Source organism: Streptomyces sp. LARHCF249, assembly GCF_052871255.1.
This window is the reverse complement of the sequence record NZ_JBIXJQ010000022.1, coordinates 14,061-28,898: the sequence shown is the minus strand read 5'-3', so window position 1 is coordinate 28,898 and position 14,838 is coordinate 14,061. Positions and strand designations below refer to the sequence as shown.

Here is a 14,838-nt window from a genome sequence, read left to right as displayed (position 1 = left end):
GCGCAGGAGCGGCCCGCGCGGCCGGAGGAGCGGCCCCGCCCGTCAGCGCAGCGAGGCCGGCACGTCCATCGCCGAACAGACCGCGCGCCACACGTCCTTGGCCTCCCAGCCGGCCTCCAGCGCCTGGTGGACGGTCCGGCCGCCCAGCTCCGCCATGACGTGGTCCCGCGCGAAGGACTCGGCGTAGCCCGCACCGAAGTGCTCGGCCATCCGCTCCCAGAAAATCGTCAACCGCATGACCCCAGTATCCCGCCCCGGGAGAGTGCACCGGCCGCGTTCGTCCCTCCCCTGCGCTCCGCCGCGCCCTACGTTGCACGCATGGCCGGAGACGACGCTTCCCCGCTGACCCCGCTGCCCGCACTGGCCCGCGCCGAGCAGTTCATCTGGCTCACGGCGCGGGTGCTGGAGCAGCGGCGGTTCGCGTTCCACTTCCTCGGAGGCGACGCCGACCCGGTGGACACCGCCCTCGGCTCCTACCTCAACGGCGACGGCGGCTACGGGCACGCCCTCGATCCGGATCTGCGCGGCCCGCTCAGCCAGCCCCTGCACACCGCGCACGCGCTGCACGTCCTGGACAGCCTGGGCCGCTGCGCCGGGCAGCGCATCGAGCGGCTCTGCCGCCACCTGACCCGGGTCTCCACCCCGGAGGGCGCCCTTCCGGTGGTCGCGCCGGCCCCCCGCGGCTATCCGGGCGCCCCGTACCACCCGGTGTACGACGACCCGCCGGGCGAGCTGCTGACCACGGGCCCGGTCGTCGGGGTGCTGCACCGCAACCGGGTCTGGCACGCCTGGCTCTTCCGGGCCACGGACTTCTGCTGGGACCGGATCGAGAGCCTGCGCCACGCGCATCCGTACGAGGTCCAGAGCGCGGTGGCCTTCCTCGACGGCGCCCCGGACCGGGCCCGCGCCGCGGCGGCCGCGGACCGGCTGGGACGGCTGGTGCGCGAGGGGAACCTCGCGGTGCTGGACCCGTGGCGGCGCTCGCAGCACCCGCTGTTCCCCGGCTACGCGCCGGGCGAGCACCTGTACGCGTACGACTTCGCGCGCCGTCCGGAGTCGCTGGCCCGGAGCTGGTTCACCGACCGGGAGATGGCCCGCGCGCTGGACTTCCTGGCGGCCGAGCAGCAGCCGGACGGCGGCTGGCCGGTGCGCCGCCGGGCCTGGGCGCCGGGCAGCTCGCTGGAGCGGCGGCCGATCGCCACGCTGGAGGCCCTGCTGACGCTGCGCGCGTACGGGCGCCTGCCCGCCGGTGTCAGCCCCCGAGGGCCCGTACCCCCGCGGTGACGACGACGGCGGCCGCGACCACGAGCAGGAACGGCGCGCGCACCAGCAGGGCGAGCCCGGCGGCCGCGAGCCCGGCGGCGCGGGCGTCGAGGACGAGTGCGCTGCCGGTGCTGAAGGTCTGCTGGGCGGTGAGCGCCGCGAGCAGGGCGACGGGCAGCAGGGCGGCGAGCCGGCGCACGAGGGGTCGTTCCAGGGCCCCGGCAGGGACGAGGAGCCCGGCGAGCTTGACGGCGTAGCAGCCGAGGACGGTCAGTCCGATGGCGATCCAGACGCTCACGAGCGGCGTCCCTTCATCCACAGCACGGCGGGCGCGGCCAGCGCGGCGATCAGCACGGGCAACCCGGCCGGCAGTACGGGCAGGAATCCCAGCCCGAGGACCAGCGCGAGGGCGGCGACGGCCCGCTCGGTGGCGGTCTTGAGCATCGGCGCGAGGAGGGCGAGGAACACGGCGGGCCCGGCGGCGTCCAGCCCCCACGCGGCGGTGTCCCCGATGGCCTCGGCGCCCAGCGCCCCGAGCAGGGTGGTGAGGTTCCACAGGACGTAGAGGGTGAGCCCGGTGACGGTGAAGCCGAGCCGGGCGGACGTGCGGTCCGGCTGGCCCAGCGCGACGGCGGCGGTCTCGTCGATGACCCAGTGGGCGGCGAGGGGCCGTACGGCGCGCGGCACGGCGAGCAGCTGCGACAGCCGCAGCCCGTAGAAGGCGTTCCGCGTCCCGAGGAAGAAGGCCCCGGCGGCGGCGGTGAACGGGTTGCCCCCGGCCGCCAGCGCCCCGACCAGCGCGAACTGCGAGGCGCCGGTGAAGACGAGCAGGCTCAGCACGCAGGCCTGCAGCACGCTGATGCCGGCGCCCGCGGCGGTGACCCCGAACGCGAAGCCGGACAGGCCGACGGCCGCTCCCACCCCGAGCGCGTCGCGTACGACGGCGGCGCGCGGCCGCCCGGGTGTCGCCGGGTTCTCCCGCGTCTCTGCCTCTGTGACCATCCGCTGCTCTCCCACGCCCCGAAGCTATGCGGGGCCGGGCCGGGCGGTCTTGTACGTTCTTGCGCGGTACGTTCTTGCGCGCTGACCCGCGGCTGATCCGCTAACCCGCCGCCCGCTCGCGCCGGTAGGCGCCCGGCGGGACCCCCACGATGCGGGTGAAGTGCCGGTTGAGGTGCGGCTGGTCGGTGAAGCCGACGGTGACGGCCGCCTCCGCGGGCGGCGTCCCCGCGTCGAGCAGCCGGCGCGCCCGCCGGATCCGGGCGTCGGTCAGCCAGGTGTGCGGCGGCATGCCGTACCGCTCCCTGAAGGCCCTCAGCAGGGCGAACGGGCTGGTCCCCAGCTCGGCCGCGAGCTGTTCCAGCGACGGCGGGTCGGCTATCCGGTCCTCCAGTACGGCCCGGGCCCGCTCGGCGTCGGCTCCGCCCGCGCGGCGGACCGTACGGGCGGGCAGCGGGCCCGCGTGGCGGCCGAGCATCCGCGCCACGACCCCCCGCAGCAGCGTGTCGGCGGCCAGCGCGTTCCCGGCCTCGGCGGCCCGGTGGACCTCGGCGATCGCCCGGGAGCCCTGCGCGTCGGCGACCATGTCGGCGGTGAAGCCGGGGGTCCCGCGCAGCGTGCCGATCTCGGCGGCGACCTCGGTGATCAGCTCACGGGAGGGGTAGAGGGTGGCGTAGGCCCAGCCCTCGGGCACCCCGGCCCGCGCGGTGTGCGCCACCTCGGGGTTGATCAGGACCACGCTGCCCGGCCCGGCGCGCACGGTGCCGCCGGGGAGGCCGATCTCCTCGATGCCGCCGGTGACGGCCGCGATGACGTAGCCGTCGTGGGCGTGGCGCGGGAAGGTGTGGCGTACGTAGTGGGCGCGCAGCAGGTCCAGCCCGGGCAGCTGCGGGTACTGCCAGTGCCGGGCCCATTCCCGGCGCCCCTCGTCCGTCCCCATCACCCCATTCTGCGCCCGGCCGGACGGGGGTGTTCCCGCAGGTCCGGCCCGTTGTCAGTGCCCGGGTGCACGATGGGGGCATGTCCGGCTCCGCGCTCGCCTCGTTCTCCCCCGCGACCCGCTCCTGGTTCACGGGGGCCTTCCGTACGCCCACCTCCGCACAGGAGGGCGCCTGGCGGGCGATCGGGCAGGGCTCCGACGTGCTGGTCGTGGCGCCCACCGGTTCGGGCAAGACGCTGGCCGCCTTCCTGGCCGCCCTCGACCGGCTGGCCTCGGTGCCGCCCCCGGCCGAGGCGCGGAAGCGCTGCCGGGTACTGTACGTGTCGCCGCTGAAGGCCCTGGCCGTGGACGTGGAGCGCAACCTGCGCAGTCCGCTGACCGGGATCCGCCAGGAGTCCGTGCGCCTGGGTCTGCCCGAGCCGGAGATCCGGGTCGGGATCCGCTCGGGCGACACCCCGCCGGCCGAGCGCCGGGCGCTGGCCACCCGCCCGCCGGACATCCTCATCACCACGCCCGAGTCGCTGTTCCTGATGCTGACCTCGGCCGCCCGGGACGCCCTCGCCGGGATCGAGACCGTGATCCTGGACGAGGTGCACGCCGTGGCCGGGACCAAGCGCGGCGCGCACCTGGCCCTGTCCCTTGAGCGGCTGGACGAGCTGCTGCCGCGCCCGGCGCGCCGGATCGGACTGTCGGCGACGGTCCGGCCGGTGGACGAGGTGGCCCGGTATCTCGCGCCCCGCGGCCGGGTGGAGATCGTGCAGCCGCCGTCGGCCAAGGAGTTCGACCTGTCGGTGGTCGTCCCGGTGCAGGACATGGGCGAGTTGGCGGGCTCGCCCGCCACCGAGGGACGGGAGGGCGGGGACAAGCCCTCCATCTGGCCCCACGTGGAGGAGCGGATCGCGGATCTGGTGCAGGCGCACCGGTCCACGATCGTGTTCGCCAACTCCCGCCGCCTCGCCGAGCGGCTGTGCAACCGGCTCAACGAGATCGCGTACGAGCGCGCCATGGGCGAGAAGCTCCCCGAGGGCGCTCCCCCGGCGCAGGTCATGGCCCAGTCGGGCGCCGCCCACGGCGCCCCGCCGCTGCTGGCCCGGGCGCACCACGGCTCGGTGTCCAAGGAGCAGCGGGCCCTGGTGGAGGAAGACCTGAAGGCGGGACGGCTGCCCGCCGTGGTGGCCACCTCCAGCCTGGAGCTGGGCATCGACATGGGCGCGGTGGACCTGGTGGTGCAGGTGGAGTCCCCGCCCTCGGTGGCGTCCGGGCTGCAGCGGGTGGGCCGCGCGGGGCACCAGGTGGGCGCGGTCTCCACCGGTGTGGTCTTCCCCAAGTACCGGGGCGACCTGGTGCAGGCGGCCGTGGTCACCGAGCGGATGCGCACCGGCTCCATCGAGTCCCTCCGCGTCCCGTCGAACCCCTTGGACGTGCTGGCGCAGCAGCTGGTCGCGATGGTCGCGATGGACACCTGGCAGCTCGACGACCTGCTCGCGCTGGTGCGCCGGGCGGCGCCCTTCGCGGCGCTGCCGGAGTCGGCGTTCACCGCGGTGCTGGACATGCTGGCGGGCCGCTATCCCTCGGACGCGTTCGCCGAGCTCAGGCCGCGGGTGGTGTGGGACCGCGTGGCCGGGACGATCACCGGCCGGCCGGGCGCCCAGCGCCTGGCGGTGACCTCCGGCGGCACCATTCCCGACCGCGGCCTCTTCGGCGTCTTCCTCGCCGGATCCGACCCCAAGAAGGGCGGCGGCCGGGTCGGGGAGCTCGACGAGGAGATGGTCTACGAGTCCCGCGTCGGGGACGTGTTCACCCTGGGCACCACCTCGTGGCGGATCGAGGACATCACCCGCGACCGGGTCCTGGTGACCCCGGCGCCCGGGGTGCCGGGCCGGCTGCCGTTCTGGAAGGGCGACCAGCTGGGCCGCCCGCTCGAACTGGGCCGCGCGGTCGGCGCTTTCCTGCGCGAGCTGGGCGGGCTCAGCGCCGAGGACGCCCGGCTGCGGCTGCTGGCGGCCGGCCTGGACGCGTGGGCCGCGGAGAACGTCCTGGCGTACCTGGCCGAACAGCGCGAGGCGTGCGGTCACGTGCCGGACGACCGGACCATCGTGGTCGAGCGGTTCCGTGACGAGCTCGGCGACTGGCGGGTCGTCGTCCACTCCCCCTTCGGTGCCCAGGTGCACGCCCCGTGGGCGCTGGCGCTGGGTGCCCGCCTCGCCGAGAAGTACGGCATGGACGCGCAGGTCGTGCACGCCGACGACGGGATCGTGCTGCGCCTGCCGGACGCCGACCTGCTCTCGATGGACCTGCTGGACCACGACCCCACCGCCCCGGCGCCGTTCGAGTTCGACGACGAACAGGCCCCGCTCGGCGCGGCCGACGTCGCCTTCGACCACGGTGACGTCAACCAGCTGGTCACCGACCAGGTCGGCGGCTCGGCGCTGTTCGCCTCCCGTTTCCGCGAGTGCGCGGCCCGCGCCCTGCTGCTGCCGCGGCGCAGTCCGGGCAAGCGCACCCCGCTGTGGCAGCAGCGCCAGCGTGCTTCGCAGCTGCTCCAGGTGGCCTCGGAGTTCGGTTCGTTCCCGATCGTGCTGGAAGCCGTACGGGAATGCCTGCAGGACGTCTTCGACGTGCCGGGGCTGACCGAGCTGATGGCCGACATCGAGGCCCGCCGGGTCCGTCTGGTCGAGGTCACCACACCCGAGCCCTCGCCGTTCGCCCGTTCCCTCCTGTTCGGTTACGTCGCCCAGTTCCTCTACGAGGGCGACTCGCCCCTCGCCGAGCGCAGGGCGGCCGCGCTGTCGCTGGACTCCCGGCTGCTGGCAGAGCTGCTGGGCCAGGCGGAGCTGCGCGAACTGCTCGACGCGCAGGCGCTGGAGGAGCTGGAGCGGGAGCTGCAGTGGCTCACCGAGGACCGGCGGGCCAAGGACGCCGAGTCGGTGGCCGACCTGCTGCGCATGCTGGGGCCGCTGACCGAGGCCGAGCTGGCCGAGCGCGGGGCGGAGCCCGCCTGGGCTGCCGAGCTGTCCTCGGCGCGCCGGGCGATCCGGGTGCGGATCGGCGGCGCGGACCACTGGGCGGCGATCGAGGACGCGGGCCGGCTGCGTGACGCGCTGGGCACGGCGCTCCCGGTCGGTGTCCCGGAGGCCTTCACCGAGCCGGTCAAGGATCCGCTGGGTGACCTCCTGGCCCGGTACGGCCGCACGCACGGGCCGTTCACCACGGCCGCCGTCGCCGCCCGCTTCGGTCTGGGCCCGGCGGTCACCGAGGGCGCCCTGCACCGGCTGGCAGCGGCCAGCCGGGTGGTCGAGGGCGAGTTCCATCCGGCGGGCATCGGCCAGGAGTGGTGCGACGCGACGGTGCTGCGCAGGCTCCGCCGCCGTTCGCTGGCCGCGCTGCGCCAGGAGCTGGAACCGGTTGCGCCGGCCTCGCTGGCGACCTTCCTGCCGCAGTGGCAGCACCTGGGCGGCGCACTGCGCGGCATCGACGGCCTGGCCCGGGCCGTCGAGCAGCTCCAGGGCGCCCCGGTTCCGGCCTCGGCGCTGGAGCGCCTGATCCTTCCGTCCCGGGTCAGCGGCTACTCCCCCGGCCTGCTGGACGAACTGACCACGGCGGGCGAGGTGGTCTGGGCGGGTGCCGGAGCCCTCCCGGGCAAGGACGGCTGGGTCTCCCTGTATCTGGCTGACGCCGCTCCGCTGCTCCTGCCGCCGCCGCACCCGCTGGAGCTGAGTGCCGTCCACCAGGCGGTGCTGGAGTCCCTCTCGGGCGGGTACGGCCTGTTCTTCCGCCAGATCGCCGAGTCGGTGCGGGCCGCGTTCCCCGAGACCTCCGACCTCGCGCTGTCGGAGGCGGTGTGGGACCTGGCCTGGTCGGGCCGGCTCACCAACGACACCCTGAGCCCGCTGCGGGCCCTGCTCGGATCGGGCCGCACGGCCGGCTCCACGGCCCACCGGGCCCGGCGTACGGTCCCGCGCGGGCGGTACGGCACGCTCAGCGCGACCGTGTCCCGTACGGGCCCGCCCACGGTCTCGGGCCGCTGGTCCCTCCTGCCGTCCCAGGCCACCGACCCGACCCACCGGGCCCACGCCCTCGCCAGGACCCTGCTGGACCGGCACGGGGTGGTGACCCGGGGCGCGGTCGCCGCGGAAGGGGTGGAGGGAGGCTTCAGCGCGGTCTACCGCGTCCTGTCCGCCTTCGAGGACAGCGGCCAGGCCCGCCGGGGCTATGTGGTCGAGGGGCTCGGCGCGGCCCAGTTCGCGATGGACGGCGCGGTGGACCGGCTGCGGGCCGCCGAGCGGACCCCGCCCCCGCTGGCGGCGGTGGTCCTGGCCGCCGCCGATCCGGCGAACGCGTACGGGGCGGCGCTGCCCTGGCCGGAGCCCCCGACCGGGGCCGCGCACAAGCCGGGCCGCAAGGCGGGCTCCCTGGTCGTCCTGGTCGACGGCGAGCTCGTCCTGTACCTGGAGCGCGGCGGCAAGACACTCCTGGCCTGGCCGGAGCCCGGCGACCCGCGCCTGGAGGCGGCCGTCGGGGCGGTCGCCGCCGCCTCCCGTGCGGGGACGCTCCCGGCACTGACGGTGGAGCGCATCAACGCGTCCCCGTCGCTGACCTCGCCGCTGGGCCGCGCCCTCGAGGAAGCCGGGTTCCACGCCACCCCGAGGGGGCTGCGGATGCGGAGCTGATCAGCGGATCACCTTCATCCCGAAGCGCGCACCGCCGAGCGCGAACTGGATCGCGCTGTGCATGTGGGCGTACATCTCCATGCCCCGGGAGGAGACGATCGGGCCGAGGTCGAGGACGTCCTGCCAGCCGTAGGCCCGCAGCAGCTCGGTGACCTGCTCCTTCGCTCCGGCGTCCTCGCCCGCGATGAACATCGTGTGGTCGCCGCCGCCGACGGACTGCGGGTTCACGACGGTCTCCTGCTCCTGCGTGACGCCCGCCTTGACGACCTTGGCCGCCGGCAGGGCCCGCTGGATCTGCTCCCCCAGGCTGTCGTGGTCCACCGGGTCGAGGGCCGGCATGACGCCCCACGGGGTGGGCCAGGGGTGGGCCCGCTCGGGGTTGTAGACGTACGGGACGGCGTAGTCCATGACGGTCTTGCCGGCCAGGTGCTCGGCGATGCCGCTCAGGACCCGTACGGCGTTGGCTCCGTCGATCCCGTTGATGACGAACTCGGCGCCGGCCGCGGCGTCACCGAAGTTCATGAGCTCGATGCCGGGGTAGTCGGCGACCCACTGCCCGAAGGGCTCGATGCCCATGAAGTTGGGCTCGGTCCGCCCGAGCGTGACCTCCGAGTCCCGGGTACCCACGACCACCTCGTGGCCGAGTTGCAGGAGCCGGGCGGCGTGGGCGCGGCCACCGCCGCCGGTGCCGAGGACTGTGATCTTCATGCGGACGCCCCGTTCTCGCACAGGAACCACTGGTTGCCCCAGGGGTCCTCGAAGACCGCGACCTTGACCGGTCCGGTCTGCCGGGCCGCGGCGGCGACCTTGCCGCCGTGCCGCTCCACCTCGGCCAGGGTGGCCTCGATGTCCTCGGTGCCGAGGAACGGCACCGCCTTGCCCGTCTTCCAGAACCCGGACAGATCGCCGGACTGCGGGTTGCCCTCCCACATCAGTCCGACCTGACCGCCTCCCGGGCCGGTGCCCATGATCGGGTAGCCGGGAAGGTCGACGTCCACGGTCCAGCCGAAGGTCTCGGTGTAGAAGCGGCGGGCGTCGGCGTGCGCCTCGTGGGGGACGGTGACGTCCACCAGGTTCAGGGGGTGCGCTGGTGTCATGTTCTCTCTCCTGTCGTTCCCCCCGGCGACTGCAACTCCTCCACCCTAACATCAGTACGGACGTCCGTACCAATAAACTTGTGCGAGAGTGAACCGCACCCGGGAAGGAGCCTGACCACAGTGACCGAAAAAGCCCGCAGGACCCGCCGACACGACCCGAACCGGCGGGAGCGGATCGCCGAAGTGGCCGAGGAGCTCATCGCCGAGCGCGGGCTGGAGGGGCTGACCCACCGGGCCGTCGCCGAGCGGGCGGACGTGTCGCTCAGCTCGACGACCTACCACTTCGCCGACCGCGAGGCGCTGATCCGCGCCGCCCTGGAACGGGCCTCCGACCGGTTCACCGGCTTCGTCCGACAGTGGGCCGAAGACCTGGCCGCCGCCACCCCGGACCGGATCGCGGACGCCCTTGCGGACAGCGTGCTGAGCTGCCTCGGCGAGGGCCGCACCCGGGCCGTGGTCGAGTACGAGCTCCACGTCGCCGCCCTGCGCCGCCCGGAACTCCGCGCGGCCGCGAGCCGCTCCGCCGAGGCGAGCGTCGCCGCGATGGCCCCGATCGTCGGCCCCGCCGTCGCCGCGACCATCCCCCCGCTGATGACCGGGCTGTGCCTGCACGCGATGACGGCCCCCACCCCGCCGACCCGTGCCGAGGTCCTCCTCGTCCTGCGCCAAGCCCTGGGCCTCACCCCCTCCTGACGCCGTCCCCCGGCGGGACAATGGCGGCATGCCCGAAGGAGACAGCGTCCGGCGCGCGGCGACCCGCCTCCACAGCGCCCTCGCCGGCAAGCCCCTCACCCGCAGCGACCTGCGCGTCCCCCGTTTCGCCACGGCCGACCTCACCGGCCGCACCACCCTCGACGTCACCCCGCGCGGCAAACACCTCCTCACCCGCTTCGAGGGCGGCCTCACCCTGCACAGCCACCTCCGCATGGACGGCGCCTGGCACGTCTTCCCCGTCGGCGCGAAGTGGCACGGCGGCCCCGCCCACGAGATCCGCGCGATCCTCGGCACCGCCGACGACACCGCGGTCGGCTACCGCCTCCCCGTCCTGGAACTGATCCGCACCGCCGACGAGGACCAGGCCGTGGGCCACCTCGGCCCCGATCTCCTCGGCCCCGACTGGGACCCGGACCGGGCCGCCGCCAACCTCCTCGCCGCCCCCGAGCGCCCCCTCGGCGAGGCCCTGCTCGACCAGCGCAACCTCGCCGGGATCGGCAACATCTACAAGGCCGAGCTCTGCTTCCTGGCCCGCGTCACCCCCTGGACCCCGGTCGGCGCGCTGCCAGGGACCGCCCTGCCCCGCCTGGCCGCCGCGGCCCACCGCCTGCTGGCCGCGAACACCGGCGAGCGGCCGGGCCCCCGCAACACCACCGGCAGCCGCCGCCCCGGCCAGGACCTGTTCGTGTACGGCCGCGCCCACCGCCCCTGCCTGCGCTGCGACACCCCGATCCGCGAGGCCCCGCAGGACGGCCGCCCCACGTACTGGTGCCCCCGCTGCCAATCCGGCCCGACAGCTAGTTGACGGCCCGTCAGATCTGCTCGTACGGTCCCGGCATGCCCACACCCACAGCCTCGTACGATCTCACCGGCCGCACCGCCCTGATCACCGGCGCGGCGAGCGGCATAGGCCGCGCGACCGCCCTCCTGCTCGCCGGTGCGGGCGCGCACGTGCACTGCGCGGACCGCGACGGACAGGGGCTCGCCGAGACGGCCGCCCTCGTCGCCGGGGCGGGCGGCGCCGCCACCGTCCACACCCTCGACGTCACCGACCGGACCGCCCTGCGGGCCGCCGTCACCGCCGCGGGCCCGCTCGACATCGCCGCGGCCATCGCCGGGGTCATGCACACCAGCAGCGTCCTGGAGACCTCCGACGAGGACCTCGACCGGATCCTGGACGTCAACTTCAAGGGCGTCCTGCGCACCTGCCAGGAAGCCGCCCGCGCCATGATCGCGGCGGGCCGTCCCGGCTCGATCGTCACGATGGCCTCCGGGGCCGTGGACGCCGCCCAGCCCGGCCTGCTCTGCTACAGCGCGGCCAAGGCCGCCGTCGTCCAGCTGACCAAGACCCTCGCCACCGAAGCCGGCCCGCACGGCATCCGGGTCAATGCCGTCGCCCCCGGCTGGATCCGCACGCCGATGACCGGCCGGCACGGGGCCGAGGCCCAGGAGCAGACCGAGGCGGCGATGGTCCGCATGTCCCCGCTGCGCCGGGTCGGAGAGCCCGAGGACATCGCCCAGGCCGTGCTCTACCTGGCCTCGGACGCCTCGTCCTTCATGACGGGCCAGATCCTCCGCCCGAACGGCGGAGTGTCGATGCCCTGGTAGCCCCCGCGGCCCTGCGCCGCACGGGCCCCGGAACACTGTGCACCGGCAGCAGCCCCAGCCCCCAGCCCCCCACGGCCACCGCGCCCTCCACGGGCCCGGACTCCGCGGGCGCCAGGGCGAGGCGCAGCACGGCCCACCACCAGAGCACCCCCACCGCCAACGCGAGGGCTGTCAGTAACGGCCGCACGGCTACCTCCCTGGGGGTCTCCCCGGACGGGGGAGGGGCCGGAGCCCGGACCGCACCATCGTCCCGCACCCGCCCCGGGCCCGCACCCAGAAAGGCCGGGAGCCCCGTCCGGTGCCTGACGCACCGGCCGGGGCTCCGGCCACACTCATACGCTCACGTACTCGCTCACGCGGCTACGACATTCACCGCTTCCGCAGGCGCCTTGATGGTCACCCGCTCCGGTCCGGCCGTGACCGAAGCCATGGAGACCGAATTGAGCATCGGGCGGACCGGTACGCTCACCGGTTCGCTTGCCGCGGCCGACTGTGCCAGCTCGGCCAGCGACAGTTCATCGCTGACTTCGCGCATCAGCTCGGACATCCGTACGTCCAACGCGTCGCAGATCGCGGAGAGCAGCTCGGAGGATGCCTCCTTCTGCCCCCGCTCCACCTCGGAGAGATAGCCGAGCGAAACTCGGGCCGACGAGGAGACTTCGCGCAGAGTACGGCCCTGGCGCTGGCGCTGCCGACGCAGCACGTCACCCAGCAGGCGACGGAGCAGAATCATCGGTGGCTCCCTCCTCTGACCGTGTAGCCGCATCCTTCACGCCCCACCGTACCGCCTCGCGCCGCGGCCGTGCGGGGAGCGATGTCGTGTTCACTCAGGGCTGCAAACATCAAATCCCCCCGTTCTGTTCCGTATCCTGCCCCCGCGCATTCTCACGGAGTTGGCTTGAGAGAAGTTCGAGCACTGTCCGTGCACTCTCCCTACGGATTTCCGCCCGGGAGCCGTTCAACCTCAGCCGGGCCGTTTTCCTGACGTCCGGTCCCTCCACGGCGACGAAAACCGTGCCCACGGGCTGCCCGTCCTGCGGGTCGGGGCCGGCCACTCCGGTGGTCGCGATTCCCCACGAAGCGCCCATCACGGCCCGCACCCCGGCTGCCATCTCCGCCGCGACCTGCGCGTTCACCGCGCCTTCGGCCGCCAGCAGCGCGCCGTCCACTCCCAGGACGCGGTGCTTGAGCTCCGTCGCGTAGGCCGTGACCGAGCCGCGGAAGGAGCGCGAGGCTCCGGGAACGGCGGTGAGCTCGGCGGCCACCATGCCGCCGGTCAGGGATTCGGCGACGGCGAGGGTCTGATCACGCTCCGCGAGCAGCCGCAACACCTCCGCAGCCGCCCCGGCCGCTCCGGACGCGTCCACCGCCTCCGGAGACTCCCCCGACCCGTCCGTCACCGCGCGGCCCGCTCCTCGGCGAGACCCTTGCGGCGCAGGACGACGGCCTGCCGGATGTAGTCCAAACCGGTGACCACGGTCAGCACGACGGCGAGGGCCATCACCCAGAAGCGCAAGGTCGCCAGCGGGCCCGTCAGCGCGAGGACGTACATGCCGACGGCGGTGCCCTGCGCCAGGGTCTTCAGCTTGCCGCCCCGGCTGGCCGGAATCACGCCGTAGCGGATCACCCAGAAGCGCAGGAGCGTGATCCCGAGCTCGCGCCCGAGGATCACCCCGGTCACCCACCACGGGAGGTCGCCGAGCCAGGAGAGGCAGATCAGCGCCGACCCCATGATCGCCTTGTCGGCGATGGGGTCGGCGATCTTGCCGAAGTCCGTGACCAGGTTGTACGTACGGGCCAGGTGCCCGTCGAAGATGTCCGTGATCATGGCGACGGCGAACGCCGCCCATGCCCAGGCCCGCCAGGCCGGGTCGTAGCCGCCCTCGGCGAGCAGCAGGAAGACGAAGCCCGGCACCAGCAGCAGCCGGATCATCGTCAGGATGTTGGCGATGTTCCACAGGCTGGCCTGATTGACCGCCGCGGCTCCCAGCTTCGCGCCGGGCGCGGGCCGGCGGCCGGTCCCGCCCGCCGCAGATGCCGGGACTCCGGTCATCCGGCCGCCTCCTCAAGATCCATGCCCAGGGGCTCGGCCACCAGGTCCACACCCAGGGTGCCGACCACCTTCGCCGTGACGATACGCCCGGGGACCAGCCCCGTGCCGTCCGTGAAGACGACCTGCCCGTCGGTCTCGGGGGCCTGGTGGGCGGCGCGCCCGTAAGCACCCTCGCCCTCCTCGGCCTCGTCGAGCGGGACGACCGTCTCGACGAGTACCTCCAGCGTCTCTCCGATCCGCTCCTCCGCGCGCTGCGAGGTGAGCTCCTCGGCGAGCCGCTGCATGTGGGCGAGCCGCTCCGCGATGGTGTCCTCGTCCAGCTTGTTCCCGTACGTGGCGGCCTCGGTGCCGTCCTCGTCGGAGTAGCCGAAGACGCCGATGGCGTCGAGGCGCGCGTGGGTGAGGAAACGCTCCAGCTCGGCGAAGTCCGACTCCGTCTCGCCGGGGAAGCCGACGATGAAGTTGGACCGGACACCGGCCTGCGGGGCCTTGCTGCGGATGGTGTCCAGCAGCTCCAGGAACCGGTCGGTGTCACCGAAGCGGCGCATGGCGCGCAGCACGTCGGGGGCCGAGTGCTGGAAGGACAGGTCGAAGTACGGCACGACCTTGGGGGTCGAGGTCAGTACGTCGATCAGACCGGGCCGCATCTCGGCGGGCTGGAGGTAGCTGACGCGGACGCGCTCGATGCCGTCGACCTCGGCCAGCTCCGGCAGGAGGGTCTCCAGCAGGCGGATGTCGCCCAGGTCCTTGCCGTACGAGGTGTTGTTCTCGGAGACCAGCATGATCTCCTTGACGCCCTGCTCGGCGAGCCAGCGGGTCTCGCCCAGCACGTCGCTGGGGCGGCGGGAGATGAAGGAGCCGCGGAAGGACGGGATGGCGCAGAAGGAGCAGCGCCGGTCGCAGCCGGAGGCCAGCTTGACCGAGGCGACGGGGCTCTTGTCCAGACGGCGGCGCAGCGGCGCGCGCGGCCCGGAGGCGGGCGCGAGCCCGTCCGGCAGGTCGGCGGGGGCCTCGGCCACCGGCTCCTGGGCGTGGCCCGGCAGCGCAACGGCGGCGCCCTGGCGCTCCGCCGGGCTGATCGGCAGCAGCTGGCGCCGGTCGCGCGGGGCGTGGGCCTCCACGCTGCCGCCCGCCAGGATGGTCTGGAGGCGGTTGGAGATGTCGGAGTAGTCGTCGAAGCCGAGCACGCCGTCCGCCTCGGGGAGCGCTTCGGCGAGTTCCTTGCCGTAGCGCTCGGCCATGCAGCCGACGGCGACGACGGCCTGCGTCCTGCCGTGATCCTTCAGATCATTGGCTTCGAGCAGGGCGTCTACGGAGTCCTTTTTGGCGGCTTCGACGAATCCGCAGGTGTTGACGACGGCAACGTCCGCATCGGCGGCGTCCTCGACGAGCTCCCAGCCATCCGCCGCCAAGCGGCCTGCGAGCTCCTCCGAGTCCACCTCGTTACGGGCGCAGCCAAGAGTGACAAGGGCGACGGTACGGCGTTCGGGCATG

Annotated in this window: 16 protein-coding genes; 5 read left to right on the top strand and 11 right to left on the bottom strand. The window is 74.1% G+C overall.

The window, feature by feature from the left end; translation table 11 throughout:
- Positions 1 to 42: 42 nt before the first annotated feature.
- Positions 43 to 237 (bottom strand): DUF3046 domain-containing protein, encoded by a 195-nt coding sequence (locus ACIPUC_RS36275; RefSeq protein WP_446594652.1) that lies wholly within the window; start codon positions 235 to 237, stop codon positions 43 to 45.
- An 81-nt stretch (positions 238 to 318) separates the two neighbouring features.
- Here ACIPUC_RS36275 and ACIPUC_RS36270 point away from each other — a divergent pair, with 81 nt between their 5' ends.
- Positions 319 to 1,284: a hypothetical protein gene (locus ACIPUC_RS36270; RefSeq protein ID WP_446594651.1), complete on the top strand. Its 966-nt coding sequence runs from the start codon at positions 319 to 321 to the stop codon at positions 1,282 to 1,284.
- Here the strand turns inward: ACIPUC_RS36270 and ACIPUC_RS36265 are convergent.
- The 3 genes from ACIPUC_RS36265 to ACIPUC_RS36255 form a co-directional block, all read right to left on the bottom strand.
- Positions 1,253 to 1,561, bottom strand: coding sequence for an AzlD domain-containing protein (locus tag ACIPUC_RS36265; RefSeq protein ID WP_446594650.1), 309 nt, complete (start codon positions 1,559 to 1,561; stop codon positions 1,253 to 1,255). The genes ACIPUC_RS36270 and ACIPUC_RS36265 overlap by 32 nt on opposite strands.
- The gene (locus ACIPUC_RS36260) at positions 1,558 to 2,265 is read right to left on the bottom strand and encodes an AzlC family ABC transporter permease (RefSeq protein ID WP_446594649.1); all 708 of its coding nucleotides are present in this window, start codon (positions 2,263 to 2,265) and stop codon (positions 1,558 to 1,560) included. The genes ACIPUC_RS36265 and ACIPUC_RS36260 overlap by 4 nt, the downstream gene beginning before the upstream one ends.
- Before the next feature lie 100 nt (positions 2,266 to 2,365).
- Positions 2,366 to 3,202 (bottom strand): AraC family transcriptional regulator, encoded by an 837-nt coding sequence (locus ACIPUC_RS36255; protein ID WP_446594648.1) that lies wholly within the window; start codon positions 3,200 to 3,202, stop codon positions 2,366 to 2,368.
- An 80-nt stretch (positions 3,203 to 3,282) separates the two neighbouring features.
- Here ACIPUC_RS36255 and ACIPUC_RS36250 point away from each other — a divergent pair, with 80 nt between their 5' ends.
- On the top strand, positions 3,283 to 7,872 hold the full coding sequence (locus tag ACIPUC_RS36250; protein ID WP_446594647.1) for an ATP-dependent helicase: 4,590 nt from the start codon (positions 3,283 to 3,285) through the stop codon (positions 7,870 to 7,872).
- On the opposite strand, the gene ACIPUC_RS36245 is transcribed toward ACIPUC_RS36250, so the two are convergent.
- Complete coding sequence (locus ACIPUC_RS36245; protein WP_446594646.1) at positions 7,873 to 8,580, bottom strand: NADPH-dependent F420 reductase; 708 nt, start codon at positions 8,578 to 8,580, stop codon at positions 7,873 to 7,875.
- Positions 8,577 to 8,969 carry a VOC family protein gene (locus ACIPUC_RS36240; protein WP_446594645.1) on the bottom strand — a complete coding sequence of 131 codons (393 nt, stop codon included), beginning with the start codon at positions 8,967 to 8,969 and terminating at the stop codon, positions 8,577 to 8,579. The genes ACIPUC_RS36245 and ACIPUC_RS36240 overlap by 4 nt, the downstream gene beginning before the upstream one ends.
- A 120-nt stretch (positions 8,970 to 9,089) precedes the next feature.
- Here ACIPUC_RS36240 and ACIPUC_RS36235 point away from each other — a divergent pair, with 120 nt between their 5' ends.
- Genes ACIPUC_RS36235 through ACIPUC_RS36225 form a run of 3 tightly spaced genes read left to right on the top strand, consistent with a single transcriptional unit; the run spans position 9,090 to position 11,291 of the window.
- Positions 9,090 to 9,662, top strand: a complete 573-nt coding sequence (locus ACIPUC_RS36235) for a TetR/AcrR family transcriptional regulator (protein WP_446594644.1) — start codon at positions 9,090 to 9,092, stop codon at positions 9,660 to 9,662.
- A 28-nt stretch (positions 9,663 to 9,690) separates the two neighbouring features.
- Positions 9,691 to 10,488, top strand: a complete 798-nt coding sequence (locus ACIPUC_RS36230) for an Fpg/Nei family DNA glycosylase (RefSeq protein ID WP_446594643.1) — start codon at positions 9,691 to 9,693, stop codon at positions 10,486 to 10,488.
- Between the two features lie 32 nt (positions 10,489 to 10,520).
- Positions 10,521 to 11,291, top strand: coding sequence for an SDR family NAD(P)-dependent oxidoreductase (locus ACIPUC_RS36225; RefSeq protein ID WP_446594642.1), 771 nt, complete (start codon positions 10,521 to 10,523; stop codon positions 11,289 to 11,291).
- Here ACIPUC_RS36225 and ACIPUC_RS36220 read toward each other — a convergent pair.
- The 5 genes from ACIPUC_RS36220 to rimO all read right to left on the bottom strand — a co-directional run bounded on the left by ACIPUC_RS36220 (position 11,239) and on the right by rimO (position 14,837).
- Positions 11,239 to 11,478: a hypothetical protein gene (locus ACIPUC_RS36220; protein WP_446594641.1), complete on the bottom strand. Its 240-nt coding sequence runs from the start codon at positions 11,476 to 11,478 to the stop codon at positions 11,239 to 11,241. The genes ACIPUC_RS36225 and ACIPUC_RS36220 overlap by 53 nt on opposite strands.
- Before the next feature lie 165 nt (positions 11,479 to 11,643).
- Positions 11,644 to 12,024 (bottom strand): helix-turn-helix domain-containing protein, encoded by a 381-nt coding sequence (locus ACIPUC_RS36215; RefSeq protein WP_069922226.1) that lies wholly within the window; start codon positions 12,022 to 12,024, stop codon positions 11,644 to 11,646.
- 109 nt (positions 12,025 to 12,133) lie between these two features.
- Positions 12,134 to 12,691 (bottom strand): CinA family protein, encoded by a 558-nt coding sequence (locus tag ACIPUC_RS36210; RefSeq protein ID WP_446594640.1) that lies wholly within the window; start codon positions 12,689 to 12,691, stop codon positions 12,134 to 12,136.
- Positions 12,688 to 13,344, bottom strand: coding sequence for a CDP-diacylglycerol--glycerol-3-phosphate 3-phosphatidyltransferase (pgsA, locus tag ACIPUC_RS36205; protein ID WP_446594639.1), 657 nt, complete (start codon positions 13,342 to 13,344; stop codon positions 12,688 to 12,690). The genes ACIPUC_RS36210 and pgsA overlap by 4 nt, the downstream gene beginning before the upstream one ends.
- Positions 13,341 to 14,837 carry a 30S ribosomal protein S12 methylthiotransferase RimO gene (gene rimO / locus ACIPUC_RS36200; RefSeq protein ID WP_446594638.1) on the bottom strand — a complete coding sequence of 499 codons (1,497 nt, stop codon included), beginning with the start codon at positions 14,835 to 14,837 and terminating at the stop codon, positions 13,341 to 13,343. Before rimO ends, pgsA begins: the two co-directional genes overlap by 4 nt.
- Position 14,838: the final 1 nt, after the last annotated feature.

What these genes read in the sequence shown, in the direction of transcription:
- ACIPUC_RS36260 (WP_446594649.1), bottom strand. Translation starts at nt 2,265, where the DNA reads ATGGTCACAGAGGCAGAGACGCGGGAGAACCCGGCGACACCCGGGCGG.
- ACIPUC_RS36215 (WP_069922226.1), bottom strand. Translation starts at nt 12,024, where the DNA reads ATGATTCTGCTCCGTCGCCTGCTGGGTGACGTGCTGCGTCGGCAGCGC.
- ACIPUC_RS36230 (WP_446594643.1), top strand. Translation starts at nt 9,691, where the DNA reads ATGCCCGAAGGAGACAGCGTCCGGCGCGCGGCGACCCGCCTCCACAGC.
- ACIPUC_RS36270 (WP_446594651.1), top strand. Translation starts at nt 319, where the DNA reads ATGGCCGGAGACGACGCTTCCCCGCTGACCCCGCTGCCCGCACTGGCC.
- ACIPUC_RS36250 (WP_446594647.1), top strand. Translation starts at nt 3,283, where the DNA reads ATGTCCGGCTCCGCGCTCGCCTCGTTCTCCCCCGCGACCCGCTCCTGG.
- ACIPUC_RS36275 (WP_446594652.1), bottom strand. Translation starts at nt 237, where the DNA reads ATGCGGTTGACGATTTTCTGGGAGCGGATGGCCGAGCACTTCGGTGCG.
- rimO (WP_446594638.1), bottom strand. Translation starts at nt 14,837, where the DNA reads ATGCCCGAACGCCGTACCGTCGCCCTTGTCACTCTTGGCTGCGCCCGT.
- ACIPUC_RS36255 (WP_446594648.1), bottom strand. Translation starts at nt 3,202, where the DNA reads ATGGGGACGGACGAGGGGCGCCGGGAATGGGCCCGGCACTGGCAGTAC.
- pgsA (WP_446594639.1), bottom strand. Translation starts at nt 13,344, where the DNA reads ATGACCGGAGTCCCGGCATCTGCGGCGGGCGGGACCGGCCGCCGGCCC.
- ACIPUC_RS36225 (WP_446594642.1), top strand. Translation starts at nt 10,521, where the DNA reads ATGCCCACACCCACAGCCTCGTACGATCTCACCGGCCGCACCGCCCTG.
- ACIPUC_RS36245 (WP_446594646.1), bottom strand. Translation starts at nt 8,580, where the DNA reads ATGAAGATCACAGTCCTCGGCACCGGCGGCGGTGGCCGCGCCCACGCC.
- ACIPUC_RS36240 (WP_446594645.1), bottom strand. Translation starts at nt 8,969, where the DNA reads ATGACACCAGCGCACCCCCTGAACCTGGTGGACGTCACCGTCCCCCAC.